Origin of the sequence: Streptomyces sp. NPDC059142, assembly GCF_042755665.1 — a bacterium.
Taxonomy (GTDB): Bacteria; Actinomycetota; Actinomycetes; order Streptomycetales; family Streptomycetaceae; genus Streptomyces.
In genome coordinates, this window is record NZ_JBHZDA010000011.1 from 67,423 (window position 1) to 80,448 (window position 13,026).

Annotated in this window: 12 protein-coding genes and 1 riboswitch; of the genes, 10 read left to right on the forward strand and 2 right to left on the reverse strand. The window is 75.0% G+C overall.

The features are described 5' to 3' along the window. The coding region (locus tag ACFXPK_RS06660; RefSeq protein ID WP_385072415.1) for a DNA-binding response regulator at window positions 1-684 on the reverse strand (684 nt) is incomplete at its 3' end. Window positions 685-762: 78 nt separating this feature from the next. Next, a riboswitch (cobalamin riboswitch) is annotated at window positions 763-945 on the forward strand. 67 nt (window positions 946-1,012) lie between these two features. On the opposite strand from ACFXPK_RS06660, the gene ACFXPK_RS06665 reads away from it, so the two are divergent. The 7 genes from ACFXPK_RS06665 to ACFXPK_RS06695 all read left to right on the forward strand — a co-directional run bounded on the left by ACFXPK_RS06665 (window position 1,013) and on the right by ACFXPK_RS06695 (window position 9,481). Next, entirely contained in the window at window positions 1,013-2,077 is a 1,065-nt protein-coding gene (locus ACFXPK_RS06665; protein WP_385072417.1) for an ABC transporter substrate-binding protein, read from the forward strand. Further along, complete coding sequence (locus tag ACFXPK_RS06670) at window positions 2,074-3,198, forward strand: FecCD family ABC transporter permease (protein ID WP_385072420.1); 1,125 nt, start codon at window positions 2,074-2,076, stop codon at window positions 3,196-3,198. The genes ACFXPK_RS06665 and ACFXPK_RS06670 overlap by 4 nt, the downstream gene beginning before the upstream one ends. Further along, entirely contained in the window at window positions 3,195-3,989 is a 795-nt protein-coding gene (locus tag ACFXPK_RS06675; RefSeq protein ID WP_384991416.1) for an ABC transporter ATP-binding protein, read from the forward strand. The genes ACFXPK_RS06670 and ACFXPK_RS06675 overlap by 4 nt, the downstream gene beginning before the upstream one ends. Before the next feature lie 135 nt (window positions 3,990-4,124). After that, window positions 4,125-4,700, forward strand: coding sequence for a GNAT family N-acetyltransferase (locus tag ACFXPK_RS06680; RefSeq protein WP_384991419.1), 576 nt, complete (start codon window positions 4,125-4,127; stop codon window positions 4,698-4,700). A gap of 119 nt (window positions 4,701-4,819) precedes the next feature. Next, entirely contained in the window at window positions 4,820-6,364 is a 1,545-nt protein-coding gene (locus tag ACFXPK_RS06685) for an ABC transporter substrate-binding protein (protein ID WP_385072423.1), read from the forward strand. Window positions 6,365-6,377: 13 nt separating this feature from the next. Further along, entirely contained in the window at window positions 6,378-8,201 is a 1,824-nt protein-coding gene (locus ACFXPK_RS06690; RefSeq protein ID WP_385072426.1) for an ABC transporter permease subunit, read from the forward strand. Continuing rightward, window positions 8,201-9,481: an MDR family MFS transporter gene (locus ACFXPK_RS06695; protein WP_385072429.1), complete on the forward strand. Its 1,281-nt coding sequence runs from the start codon at window positions 8,201-8,203 to the stop codon at window positions 9,479-9,481. Before ACFXPK_RS06690 ends, ACFXPK_RS06695 begins: the two co-directional genes overlap by 1 nt. Window positions 9,482-9,491: 10 nt before the next feature. Here ACFXPK_RS06695 and ACFXPK_RS06700 read toward each other — a convergent pair whose 3' ends face one another. Beyond that, entirely contained in the window at window positions 9,492-9,887 is a 396-nt protein-coding gene (locus ACFXPK_RS06700) for a hypothetical protein (protein WP_385072432.1), read from the reverse strand. A gap of 144 nt (window positions 9,888-10,031) precedes the next feature. Here ACFXPK_RS06700 and ACFXPK_RS06705 point away from each other — a divergent pair, with 144 nt between their 5' ends. The 3 genes from ACFXPK_RS06705 to lysA form a co-directional block, all read left to right on the forward strand. Further along, window positions 10,032-10,466 (forward strand): response regulator, encoded by a 435-nt coding sequence (locus ACFXPK_RS06705; RefSeq protein WP_384991433.1) that lies wholly within the window; start codon window positions 10,032-10,034, stop codon window positions 10,464-10,466. 55 nt (window positions 10,467-10,521) lie between these two features. Next, a complete protein-coding gene (nrtL, locus tag ACFXPK_RS06710) occupies window positions 10,522-11,559 on the forward strand; it encodes an ArgS-related anticodon-binding protein NrtL (RefSeq protein WP_385072435.1) in 1,038 nt (345 codons plus the stop codon). A 58-nt stretch (window positions 11,560-11,617) separates the two neighbouring features. After that, a partial coding sequence (gene lysA / locus ACFXPK_RS06715; RefSeq protein WP_385072438.1) for a diaminopimelate decarboxylase occupies window positions 11,618-13,026 on the forward strand: 1,409 nt, incomplete at its 3' end.

A 13,026-nucleotide genomic window follows, 5' to 3' on the forward strand; every position in this document is an offset into this window, starting at 1 on the left:
TCGCGCGCCCGGCCCCGGGGCCGAGCGCCTCTCCCCCGCTGCGCCCCCCAGACTCGCGCTCCCCGCCCCCCCCCCCCGCCCCCCGCCCCCCCCCCCCCCCCGGCCCGCGTTGGCGTACTTGATCCTGACCCGCTCCAGATAGGTGTTCACCGTACGGACCGAGAGCCCCAGGCTCGCCCCGACCATCGCCTTGGACTCCGACTGGAACCACTCCAGCAGCACCTCCACCTCGCGCGGGGTCAGCGTGGGCCGCCCCTTGCGCGCGTCGCTGCCGAACGCCCCGGCCAGCGCGGGCGGGGTGTACGGGCGGCAGTCGGCCGCCGCCAGCGTCGCCGCCATGAGGTGCCGTTCGCCCTCGGCCTTCGTGAGGTAGGTGAACGCGCCCAGATCCAGACAGGTCAGCGCGGTCTCCTGGCTGTCCTGCATGGTGTAGACGATGACCTGCCGTTCGCCCGCGACGAGTTGGCGCAGCTCGGGGTAGGCGGGCACGCCGTGGGCGAGCTGGAGGTCCAGCACCACCACGTCCGCGTCCCGGCCGGGGCCGCTCGTCGCCACCGACAGGCCGGGCCCCTTGGCGGTCACCGCGATCGGCCGCTCCGAGGCCGCGTACCAGGACTCGATGCCCGCGAGGACCACGGGATGGTCGTCGATCAGGGCGACCTTCACGGGCGTGGTTTCGGCCATGCCCCATTGTCCGCCGTGCGGGCCGCCCGCCGGGCGGAAAGCGCCGGAAAGTGCCGCAGGGGGGCGGAAAACCGCCTGTGATAGCTTGCCGAGGCCAGTCGAACCCATGTACGTGGGTCAGGGAATCCGGTGCGAATCCGGAGCTGACGCGCAGCGGTGAGGGCGACGGGCGGGGCATCGGCCACTGGACGGCAGTCCGGGAAGGCGCTCCCGTCCGGATGACCCCGAGTCCGAAGACCTGCTGGCGGCCTCCGTCCGCGTCCCGTGGCGGGGGAGCACCGTACGACCGGGCTCCGCGCATGGGCCCTCGACGCAGAGGAACGACTCCGTGCCGATCGCACGTCTTGCCCGCCGTACCACGCTTCTCCTCGCCGGGGCCCTGCTGCTGACCGGCTGCGGCGGGCAGGGGACGACCGCCACCCAGGACGGCGCCGCCGGGTCGGGTTCCGGTTCCGGGGCCGCCGGTTATCCCCGTACCGTCACCAACTGCGGTCAGAAGGTACGGGTCGACGCGCCGCCCCAACGGGCCGTCTCCCTCAACCAGGGCACCACGGAGATCATGCTCTCCCTCGGTCTCGGCGACCGGATGGCCGGCACCGCCACCTGGACCGACCCGCTGCCCCGGGCGCTGGAGAAGGAGAACGCCAAGGTCGAGCGGCTGGCCGACAACAACCCGTCCTTCGAGAAGGTCCTGGACACCGAGCCGGACTTCGTCCTCTCCTCCTTCGAATCGACCCTGGGCAAGGGCGGCGTGGCCACCCGCGCGCAGTTCGAGAAGCTGGGCGTGCCGACGTACGTCTCCCCGTCCGACTGCGCCAAGGACAACACCGGCGACACCGACGGATCGCGCGCGACACCGCTGACGATGGAGGACATCTACGGCGAGATCCGCGATCTGGCCGCGGTGTTCGGCGTCGAGGAGCGCGGTGCCGCCCTCGTCACGTCCCTGAAGGAGCGGATGGACAAGGCGGTCGCCGGGATCGACACCGAGAAGGCGAAGGACACCACCTTCCTCTACTGGTTCGCCAACTCCGAGGCCCCCTACATGGGCGGCTGCTGCGGAGCGCCCGGCATCATCACGCGGACCCTCGGCGCCGAGAACGTCTTCGACTCCACCCATGACGAATGGCCCCAGATCAACTGGGAGACCGTCGCCGACCGGAATCCGGACTTCCTGGTGATCGGGGATCTGTCGCGCAAGTCGGAGACGGCGGAGACGGCCGCCAAGAAGATCGAGTTCCTGGAGACCAATCCGGCCACCAGGAACATGGACGCGGTGAAGCACCGGCGGTACGTCCGGCTCAGCGGCCAGGCGATGAACCCGAGCATCCGGACGGTGGAGGGCGTCGAGCGGGTGGCGGCGGCGCTGCGCGCCCACGCGCCCGCCGCGTGACCGCCACGGAGCAGGCGTCCGGGGCGGAGCAGGCGTCCGGGACGGCGCCCGCTGCGCCGGACGGGGCCCCGCCCCCGGCCGGCCGGCTCCACCGGATCCGGGCGTCGGCCTGGCTCCGCCCGGCCGGCTGGGCCGGCGCCCTCGCCGCGCTCGCGCTCTCCGTCGCCGTGGCGATCACCATCGGGCCTGCGGACATCCGCGTCGGCGACGTCTGGTCGGTCGTCGCCGCGCATCTGGGCTGGGGCGAGTCGCGGCTCACCCCGATCCGCGACGGCATCGTCTGGAACCTGCGGCTGCCGCGCACCCTGCTCGCCGCGGTGTGCGGCGCCGGGCTCGCGGTGTGCGGCGCGATCATGCAGTCCCTGCTGCGCAACCCGCTCGCCGACCCCTTCGTGCTGGGCGTCTCCTCGGGGGCGTCCACCGGCGCGGTCCTGGTGGTGGTGCTCGGCGCCGGGGGAGGGGCGCTCTCCATCTCGGGCGGGGCGTTCCTCGGGGCGCTGTGCTCGTTCGCGATGGTGCTGGTGCTCAGCCACACCCTGGGCGGCACGACGGACCGGGTGGTGCTCTCCGGGGTCGCCGCGATGCAGCTCTTCTCGGCGCTCACCTCCTTCGTCGTGATGACCGCCGCCGACGCGGAGACCACCCGCGGGGTGCTGTTCTGGCTGCTCGGCTCGCTCAGCGGCGCCGGCTGGACCGATGTCCAGGTCTGCGGCGCCGTCCTGGTACTGGCGCTGCTGGTGTGCGGCGGGTACGCGCGCACGCTCGACGCGTTCGCCTTCGGGCAGGACGCCGCGGGCCACCTCGGCGTCTCCGTCGCCCGTACGCGCATGGTCCTGCTCTGTGTCACCGCGCTGCTGACGGCCGCGCTGGTCTCCTCGGCGGGCGCGATCGGCTTCGTCGGGCTCGTCCTGCCGCACGCGGCCCGCGCGCTGGTCGGCCCGGGGCACAGCAGGCTCCTGCCGGTGACCGCGGTGACCGGGGCGGTCTTCCTGGTGTGGGTCGACACCCTGGCCCGTACGGTGCTCGACCCGCAGGAGGTGCCGGTCGGCGTGGTGACCTCGCTCATCGGGGTACCGGCGTTCGTGCTGGTCCTCCACCGCACCCGGAGGACACCACGATGACATCCACGGTCGCGCCCGGTCTGACCGCCGAGCGGGTCTCCCGTACGGCCGGGGGCCGTCTCGTCCTCGACGGGGTCTCCCTCACCCCCGCGCCCGGCGCCACGGTGGGGCTGCTGGGCCCGAACGGCTCGGGCAAGTCCACCCTGCTGCGGCTGCTCTCCGGTGTCCTCGCGCCCACCTCGGGCGTCGTCACCCTCGACGGCAGGACGCTCGGCGAGGTGGGCCGCAGGGCGGTCGCGCGCCGGGTCGCCGTGGTCGAGCAGCAGACGGACACCCAGGTCGAGCTGAGCGTGCGCGAGGTCGTACGCCTCGGCCGGGTCCCGCACCGCCGCGCCTGGTCCGCGCCGTCCGCCGAGGACGAGGCCGCCGTACGGACGGCCCTGGACCGCACCGCGCTGACAGGCCGCGCCGACCAGTCCTGGCACACCCTGTCGGGCGGCGAGCGCCAGCGCGTCCAGATCGCCCGCGCCCTCGCCCAGGACCCCCGCGAACTCCTCCTGGACGAGCCGACCAACCACCTCGACATCCAGCACCAACTGGAGCTGCTGAACCTGGTCGCCACGCTCCCGGTCACCACCGTCATCGCCCTGCACGACCTCAACCTCGCGGCGATGTACTGCGACGAGGTCGTGGTCCTGCGCGAGGGGCGCGCGGTGGCGGGCGGCGTGCCGGGCGACGTCATCACCGAGGAGCTGATCGCGGACGTCTACGGCGTACGGGCGGCGGTCACCCAGGACGCCGCCGGGGGCCGCCCCCATGTGCGGTTCCTCGGCACGGTGCCCCGGGGCTGAGGGGCGAGGCTGCCCCGGGCCGGGGTAGGGGGTGCCTCGCGCCGGGAGGTGCCTCGCGCCGGGCCTCCCGGGCCCGGGAGCGAGGGCCCTGTCCCGGGTGCCAGGCCCTGAAGGCTTACTGCATATGATGCGCAAGTGCCGAACTACCGCATTCGAACCGCGACCCCCGAGGACGCCGACGCCGCCCGCGTCGTGATGCTCGACACCGTCTACCACGACTTCCGTTCGGGGTATGTGCCGCGCTGGCACGGCGACATCATCGACATCGAGGCCGCCTACCTCGTCCCCGAGCGCCACACCCTGCTGGTCGCCGTGGAGGAAGGCGGAAGCGAGGAGGGGGACGGCGCGCCGACCGTCGTCGCCACCGCGGCCCTCGACTCCCGGGGACCGGCACATCCCCCCAACCCCCGCTGGCTCGCGGAGCGCTACCCCTCCGGGGAGACCGCCCAGCTCCGCCGGGTGTACGTACACCCCGCCCACCGGCGCCAGGGGCTCGCCCGCGCGCTCGTGCGCGAGCTGCTGGACTTCGCCGCGGCGGACGGCGGCTACTCCTCGGTCTATCTGCACACCGACCCGGCGGTCACCGGCGCCGAGCCGTTCTGGCGGTCGCTCGGGAAAGTGGTCTGCGACGAACGGGAGAGCGCGGAGGGGGCTCCCGGCGTCCCCGGCGGCACCGGGAGCGTCGTCCACTTCGAAGTCCCCCTGATCTGAAGCCCCATGACTCCGAAGCCTTATGAGCGGCAGGCTGAAAACGATTGTCATGTAACCTTTCGTTCGCCCTTGCCCGAGGGATCCGCACCAGGCTGCTCACCGCGTAGAGAACGAGGACCATGCGCCCTGCCCACCGCCGCCGCCCGGCCGCCGGTCTGCTGCTCGCACCCCTGCTCGCCCCGCTGCTCACCGGCTGCTTCGCCACCCAGGGCGGCTCCTCGGGCGCGCCGGGATCCGGCGCGTCCGACGGCGCGCGGCTGCGGATCGCCCTGGCCTTCCCGCCCTCCGAGAACTTCTCCCCGTACGGCGCCGACGCCACCCTCCTCAGCCGGCTCGGCGTCACCGAGGGGCTGACCCGGCTGGACGGCAACGGGGCCGCCTCGCCCGCGCTCGCCGAGTCCTGGCGCCGGGAGAACGGCCGCAGTTGGCTCTTCACCCTGCGCGACGCCACCTTCCAGGACGGGGCGCCCGTCACCGCCGACGCGGTCGCCGCCGCCCTCACCCACGCCACCGAGGCCGCTCCCGCCCCCACCGCGCTCGCGGGCGTGCGGCTCACCGCCCGCGCCTCCGGCGACCGTACGGTCCGCGTCACGACCGCGACCGCCGACCCCGTACTGCCGCTGCGGCTGGCCGGACCGAGCCTGGCCGTCCTCTCCCCGAAGGCGTACGGGAAGAAGCAGGCGGCCGGGAAGGCCGCCGCACCCGACCCGGTCGGCCACGCCACCGGCCCGTTCACCCTCACCAAGGTCAACGGCTCCGCCTCCGCCACCCTCGACCGCTTCGACGACTACTGGGGCGGCCGGGCCCACGCGTCCGGCATCGACGCCAAGTTCATCGCCGACGGCACCGCGCGCGCCAACGCCCTGCGCACCGGCGAGGAGGACATCACCGAGGCCGTACCGGTCTCGCAGGCCGCCTCCCTGCCCCGGGGCGCCGCGCGCGAAGTGCCCACCGCCCGCACCACCAGCCTCTTCCTCAACACCCGTTCCGGTGTCTTCGCCGATCCCGCGATACGGGCCGCCGCCCGCGGCGCCGTCGACACCTCCGTCCTCGCCAAGAACGTCTACGAGGGGTACGCCGACCCCGGCCAGGGCGTCTTCGGCCCCGCCCTGAACTGGGCGCAGGGCCTGCGCCGCCCGCCCGTCGGACGCGCGGAGCCGGCCACCGCCGCGCAGATCGAGGGCGCCACCGTCTCCCTCGCCACCTACGACAACCGGCCCGAGCTGCCCGAGGTCGCCCAGGTCCTCCAACAGCAACTGGAGAAGGCCGGCTTCACCGTCAAGCTGACCGTGCGGGAGTCCTCGCGGATCGAGAGCGACGCGCTGGCCGGGAAGTTCGACGCGTTCGTCGGCGCGCGCAACACCATGCTCGACACCGGCGACCCCGTCTCCGTCCTCGCCTCCGACTACACCTGCGACGGCACCTACAACCTGGCGCTGCTCTGCGACCGGGCCGTGGACCGGGCCGTCACCGCCGCCGACCGGGTCGCGGACCCGGAGGAGCGACGCCGCGCCGTGCTGGCCGCCGAGGCGCGGATCCTCGGCACGGACGCGGTCGTCCCCCTGGTCCACCAGCGCAACGTCGTCGGCGTCGCCACCTCCGTACGGGGCGTGCTGCTCGACCCGTACGAGCGCGCCGTCGTCGCCCCCGGCACCCGGCGCTGAGCGGACGGCCCGTATGAACCGCCCCCCGGCCGGACGCGCGTCCTTCGCGGCGCCCCCCGGCCTCACCGTCCTGTGGCGCGCGGCGCTCGCGGGCGCCCTGCTCTGCGCCGTCGGCCTGCTGCCCTGGCTCTCGCGCACCGACCCCGCGCTGACCGTGCTCAAGGCGCGCTCCGCGGAGCGCGACCCCACTACGGAGGCCCTCGACGCGGTACGCGACCAGCTCGGCCTCGGCGCGGGCCCCGGCCACCTCCTCGGACAGTGGCTCGGCGGGCTGGCGCGCGGGGACGCGGGCGAGTCCTGGATCTCCGGATCCGCCGTCCTGCCCTCCGTCGTCCAGGCGACGGGCGCCTCCCTCCTGCTCATGGCCACCGCGATGGCCGTCGCCCTCGCCACCGCCGGGGCCGTCTGCGCCCGTACGCTCCGGCGCGGTGCGCGGCGCGGGCCCGGCGCGCCGCGCGCCGGGGGAGCGTCCGCGATGCTCGCCGCGCTCCCCGAGTTCCTGACCGCGTCCGTCCTGGCCACCGTGGTCGGCGTACAGCTCGGGTGGCTCCCCGCGCTCGGCTGGTACGGACCCGCCTGGCTGGTGCTGCCCGCGCTCGCCCTCGGCCTGCCCGCCGGCGCGCTGCTCGGCCGGATCCTGGACGACGCGCTGCCCGGCGCCTTCGCCGAACCGTGGGCGCTCGCCGCGGCGGCGCGCGGCATCCCCGGCCACCGGATCGCCCGGCAGGCGCTGCGCCGCTGCCTGCCCGGACTCCTGCCCAACCTGGGCCTGTTCGTCGTCGGCCTCACCGGCGGCTCGGTCGCGGTGGAGCAGATCTTCGACATCCCGGGCCTCGGCCGGCTCACCCTCGAAGCCGCGATCGCCCAGGACCTGCCGGTGCTCCAGGCGGGCACCCTCGCCCTGCTCCTGCTCGCCGCCGCGGCGGGCGGCCTCGCGCGCTCCACGGCCCACCTCATGCTCGGCCCCGCGCTGCGCGACGGCGCGCTCCAGGCCCCGCACCGGCCCCCGCGCCCGGCGGGCCGCGCGCTGCCGCTGGTGTACGGCGCGCTGCTGCTCGGCACCGTCGGGGCCGGGCTCACCCGCGACCCACTGGCGCTGGACCCCGCGGCCCGGCTCCGGGCACCGTCCTGGGCGCACCCCTTCGGCACGGACGCCCTCGGCCGCGACATCCTGGCGCGGATCGGCCACGGCGCGCTCACCACCCTCGCCCTCGCGCTGGCGGTCAGCGCCGCCGCGCTCCTCCTGGGCGTGCTGCTCGGGCTCGTACCGAAGGTGTCGGGACCGGCCGTCGACACCGTCAACGCGGTGCCGCCGGTCCTCGCCGGGCTCCTCGTCGCCGGGGTCGCGGGCGGCGGCCCGGCCACCCCGGCGCTCGCGGTGGCCGCGGTCGCCTGGGCGCCGCTGGCCGCGCACGCCTCCGCGCTGCTCCTCCAGGAACGCGCCACCACCCACGTGGCCGCCACCCGCGCGCTCGGCGCGGGCCCGCTCCATCTGCTCCGCCGTGAACTGCTGCCCGCCGTCCTGCCGCCGGTGACCCGGCACGCGCTGGTCCGGCTGCCCGCCGTCGCGCTCGCCCTGGCCTCCCTGGGCTTCCTCGGGCTGGGCGCGCAGCCGCCGTCCCCCGAGTGGGGCCTGCTGCTCGCCGAGAACCTGCCGTACGCGGAGCGCGCGCCCTGGGCGGTGTTCGCACCGGCCGCCGTCCTGGCCCTGCTGGGCGCGCTCGCCGTGTCGGCGACGGGCGGGGCACGGGGCCCCCGGCGCGCGGCCCGGACGACGGCCGAGGCCGGGACCGCCCCGGGGGACGCGTTCCTGAGCGCCGCCCCCGAGGGGACCTGATGGCGGAGGCGGAGACGGCGGCGCGGCCCCGGCCGGGAGGACCCGTGCCCCGACGCGGCGCCCGGTTCCGGTCGGCGTTCGGCGTCTGGGGCGGACTCGGCCCGCTCCTGCGCCTGCTGATCCTCACGCAACTCGCCTTCAACGTCGGCTTCTTCGCCGTTCTGCCCTTCCTCTCCGACCACCTCGGCGGCGCCGTCGGCCTGGCGGGCTGGCTGGTCGGCCTCGTCCTGGGGCTGCGCACCTTCAGCCAGCAGGGGCTGTTCGTCGTCGGCGGCGCGCTCGCCGACCGGTACGGGATACGCCCCGTGGTGCTGGCGGGGTGCGGGCTGCGCATCGCCGGATTCACCTGGCTGGGCTTCGCCGAACGGCCCTGGTCGGTCATCGCCGCCGTCCTGCTCGTCGGCTTCGCCGCCGCCCTGTTCTCACCCGCCGTCGAGTCCGAGGTGGCCCGCCAGGCCGTGGCCCGGGAGGAGGCGGGCGACGGCCCCCGTACCGGCGTACTGGCGCTGTTCACCATGGCCGGACAGGCGGGCGCCTTCGTCGGACCGCTGCTCGGCGCCCTGCTGCTGGAGGCGGACTTCCGTACGGTCTGCCTCGCCGGATCCGTGATCTTCCTGCTCGTCCTGGCGGGCCACTGGCGGCTGCTGCCGCAGCACATACCCGGCCGCACGCCCACCCGGGGCCCCGGCGGCGTACGCGGCCTCCTCGGCAACCGGCGCTTCCTCGCGCTCTGCCTGGCGTACGGGACGTACCTCCTCGCGTACAACCAGCTCTATCTGGCCGTCCCGGCCGAGGTGGAGCGCGCCGCGGGCTCCCAGGCGCCGCTGGCCTGGCTCTTCGCGCTCTCCTCGCTGCTCGTCGTCACCGCGCAGCTCCCCGTCACCCGCTGGGCCGGCGACCGGCTCGACCTGCGCCGCTCCATGACGGCGGGCCTGGTCCTGCTGTCGGCCGGCTTCGCCGTCGTGGCGGCGGCCCGCCCCGCCGGCCTGACCGGCACCGCGGGACTGGCCCCGGTCGCGGGCTTCGTCGCCCTGCTTACCCTCGGCCAGATGCTGATAGCCCCGGCCGCCCGCGCCTGGGTCCCCGACCTCGCCGCACCCGGCCGGCTGGGCCTCTACGTCGGAGCGCTGTCCTCCGTCTCCGGCCTGACCGTCCTCGTCGGCAGCGCGGCCACCGGCTCCCTCCTCGACGCGGACCTCCCGGCGGCGGTTCCGTGGCTGATCCTCGCGGCGATCCCCCTGGCGGCGACGGCGCTGCTGCCCCGCGCCGGGAAGCCGTAGACGCGCCCCGCTACTCCGCGTCGTCCGGGCGGGACATCCGCAGCGCCAGCTCCCGCAGCAGCTCCTCCGAGGTGACGTCCGTACGCCCGGCGTCATGGACCCGGGCCAGCTCGGTGAAGACGAAGGTGAACGCCCCGATGAGCTGCATGATCGGCGGCAGCGCCGCCTCCGTCACCGAATGGGCCGCCTCCAGCGGGGTGGCCTCCGAGGAGACCGTGAACGACGGGAACACCTCGGCGAGCAGCGAACCGATCTGCCCCGCCCCGCTCTCGACGCCCTCCGCCCCGGCGACCGGCTCAGCCCCGACCCCCTCGCCCGCCTCCGCGTCACGGTCGGCCGTGCGGATCCACTCCGCGGACTGCGTGAGAATGCCGATGGCCCTGAGGACGACTTCGTTCTGCTCCATGGACCATGACTCTAGGGGGCGTACGCGGGTTGACCACCGTTCACCCCGCGAGGCGGGCGCGAGGCGGGAACGAGCCGGGCGCGGGGCGGGGCGGAAGTCGGCAAAACCCGGACGCGGCACCGGCTTCGGACCTACTCTCGAGTTGTGTCTGGAGCGTCCGGCCGGGTGCTCGTTGTCGACGACAACAGGGTCATCAGGCAACTGATCAGGGTCAATCTCGAACTTGAGGGCTTCGAGGTCGTGACCGCGGCCGACGGTGCCGAATGCCTGGACGTGGTCCACGAGGTCGCCCCCGACGTCATCACCCTCGACGTGGTCATGCCGCGCCTCGACGGCCTGCGCACCGCCGCCCGGCTGCGCGCCGACCCCCGCACCAGCCCGGTGCCGATCGCGATCGTCAGCGCCTGTACGCAGTACGAGACGGACACCGGCACCGCCGCGGGCGTGGACGGCTTCCTCGCCAAGCCCTTCGAACCGGCCGACCTGGTCCGCCTCGTACGCCGTCTGCGCCACCAGGAGGGACCGCCCTCCCTCGACGGGAGGCACGGTGCCGGGCACGCGGGCCGCACCCTGGGCTGACCGCATCGCGAAACCGGTTGGCGGGCAGCCCCCCTCCCTCGCCTACGCTGGACCCGTGACCCCCGCAGAGCTCTCCCGAACCGTGCTGCACGCCGTGTGCCGCGCGGTCGAGGACGACGCCCTGCCGGGGCCCGTGCCCGAACGGGTCGCCGTCGACCGGCCCCGCCCCGGCGGCCGGGGCGACTACGCCACCAACGTCGCGCTCCGGCTCGCGGGCCCCGCCGGACGCCCGCCCCGCGAGGTCGCCGAGATCCTGCGCACCACCCTGCTGCGCACCACGCCCGGATCCGCCATCGAACGCGTCGAGATCACCGGACCCGGCTTCCTGAACTTCACCCTCGCCGCCCACAGCCGCGCCGACGCCCGCACCGGTCTCCTCCGTACGATCCGGCACGCCGGGACGCGCTACGGACACGGAGACGCCCTCGCCGGGACCACCGTCGCCCTGGCGCACGCCGAGGAGCCGCGGGCCGCCCTGTGGACCCGTACGGCCGTGGCGCTGCTCCGTACCCAGGGCGCCGAGGCCGCCGTCGTCCCCGGCGCCGCCGAGACGCCGCACCCGGTCCCCGTCACCCCGGCCGCCACCGCCGACGAGCTGTACGCCCGGCTCGGGCCCGACGCCGCACACTGGGCGCTGCTGCGGCCCGCCGCGCACGACCGGCCGTACACCGACGGCGAGGCCGCCCGCACACTGCTCGTCCAGCGCGAGAGCAACGGCCTCTTCCTCGTGCGCTACGCGTACGCCCGCACGCGCGCCGCCGCGCGCGCCGCCCGGCAGCTCTCCCTCACCCCGGCGGAGACCGCCGGCACGCTCACCGAGGACCCCGCCACCGCCCTCCTCGCCCTGCTCGGCGACCACCCCGCCGTCCTCGCCGCCGCCGCCCGGCTGCGCGCCCCCGACCGGCTCGCCCGCCACCTCGAACACCTCGCGGACACGTACCTGCGCTTCCAGGAGACCTGCCCCCCGCTGCCCCTCGGCGACGAGAAACCCTCGGCCGCCCACCGGTCCCGGCTCGCGCTCGCCGAAGCCACCGGGACGGTGCTGGCCGGCGGCCTGTCCCTGCTCGGCGTCGATGCCCCGGAACACCTGTGAACGGAGCATCCGTGACCGTTCCGCACACCTCTGAGAAGAAGCCAAGAGAGCCACGCACATGAGCCGTTCCGCACACCCCGCAGGCCCCCGCCACGCCGACGTGCTCCCCGAGGGCCACTACACCGCCCCCGCCGCCGACCTCAACGCCCTGGACGAGAAGGTCTGGTCGCGGACGGTGCGCCGCGGCGAGGACGGCGTGGTGACCCTCGCGGGGATCGAAGTGACCAAGCTGGCCGAGGAGTTCGGCACCCCCGCGTACTTCCTCGACGAGGCCGACTTCCGCGCCCGCTGCCGCGCCTGGGCCGACGCCTTCGGCACGGACGCGGACGTCTTCTACGCCGGCAAGGCGTTCCTCTCCCGCGCGGTCGTGCGCTGGCTCCACGAGGAAGGGCTCAACCTCGACGTCTGCTCCGGCGGCGAGCTGGCCACCGCCCTCTCGGCGGGCATGCCCGCCGAGCGCATCGCCTTCCACGGCAACAACAAGTCCACCGAGGAGATCGAGCGCGCCGTCACCGCCGGGGTCGGCAGGATCGTCCTCGACTCCTTCCAGGAGATCGTGCGCGTCGCCCACGTCGCGCAGCGGCTCGGCAGGCGCCAGCCCGTGCAGATCCGGGTCACGGTCGGCGTGGAGGCGCACACGCACGAGTTCATCGCCACCGCCCACGAGGACCAGAAGTTCGGCATCGCGCTCGCCGACGGACAGGCCGCCGAGGCCGTCCGCCGGGCCCTCAAGCTCGACGGCCTCGAACTGATCGGCGTCCACTCCCACATCGGCTCGCAGATCTTCGACATGGCGGGCTTCGAGGTCTCCGCCCGCCGCGTCGTCCAGCTCCTCGCCGAGGTGCGCGACGAACACGGCGTGGAACTCCCCGAGATCGACCTCGGCGGCGGCCTCGGAATCGCGTACACCTCCGAGGACGACCCGCGCGAGCCGCACGACATCGCCAGGGCGCTCACCGCCATCGTCACCCGTGAGTGTGAGGCGGCCGGGCTCCGTACGCCGCGTATCTCCGTCGAACCGGGCCGCGCCATCGTGGGCCCCACGGCCTTCACGCTGTACGAGGTCGGCACGATCAAGCCGCTCGAAGGGCTCCGTACGTATGTCAGTGTGGACGGTGGCATGTCCGACAACATCCGCACGGCTCTCTACGACGCCGAGTACAGCGTGGCGCTCGTCTCGCGTTCCTCCGACGCGGAGGCGATGCTGACCCGCGTCGTCGGCAAGCACTGCGAGAGCGGCGACATCGTCGTGCGGGACGCGTTCCTCCCCGCCGACCTGGCCCCCGGCGACCTGCTCGCGGTGCCCGCCACCGGCGCGTACTGCCGCTCGATGGCCAGCAACTACAACCACGCGCTCCGCCCGCCGGTCGTGCCGCGGAATGGCGGGCGGGGCCGGGGGGGCGGCCGGCGCGAGACGGGGGGAGGGGTCAGGCGGCGCGGGGGGGGGCGCTGTGAAAGCTGTCTCGG

Excerpts from the sequence above, each read along its gene's own strand:
- ACFXPK_RS06675 (WP_384991416.1), top strand. The coding sequence starts at position 3,195 with ATGACATCCACGGTCGCGCCCGGTCTGACCGCCGAGCGGGTCTCCCGT.
- ACFXPK_RS06685 (WP_385072423.1), top strand. The coding sequence starts at position 4,820 with ATGCGCCCTGCCCACCGCCGCCGCCCGGCCGCCGGTCTGCTGCTCGCA.
- ACFXPK_RS06690 (WP_385072426.1), top strand. The coding sequence starts at position 6,378 with ATGAACCGCCCCCCGGCCGGACGCGCGTCCTTCGCGGCGCCCCCCGGC.
- ACFXPK_RS06695 (WP_385072429.1), top strand. The coding sequence starts at position 8,201 with ATGGCGGAGGCGGAGACGGCGGCGCGGCCCCGGCCGGGAGGACCCGTG.
- ACFXPK_RS06700 (WP_385072432.1), bottom strand. The coding sequence starts at position 9,887 with ATGGAGCAGAACGAAGTCGTCCTCAGGGCCATCGGCATTCTCACGCAG.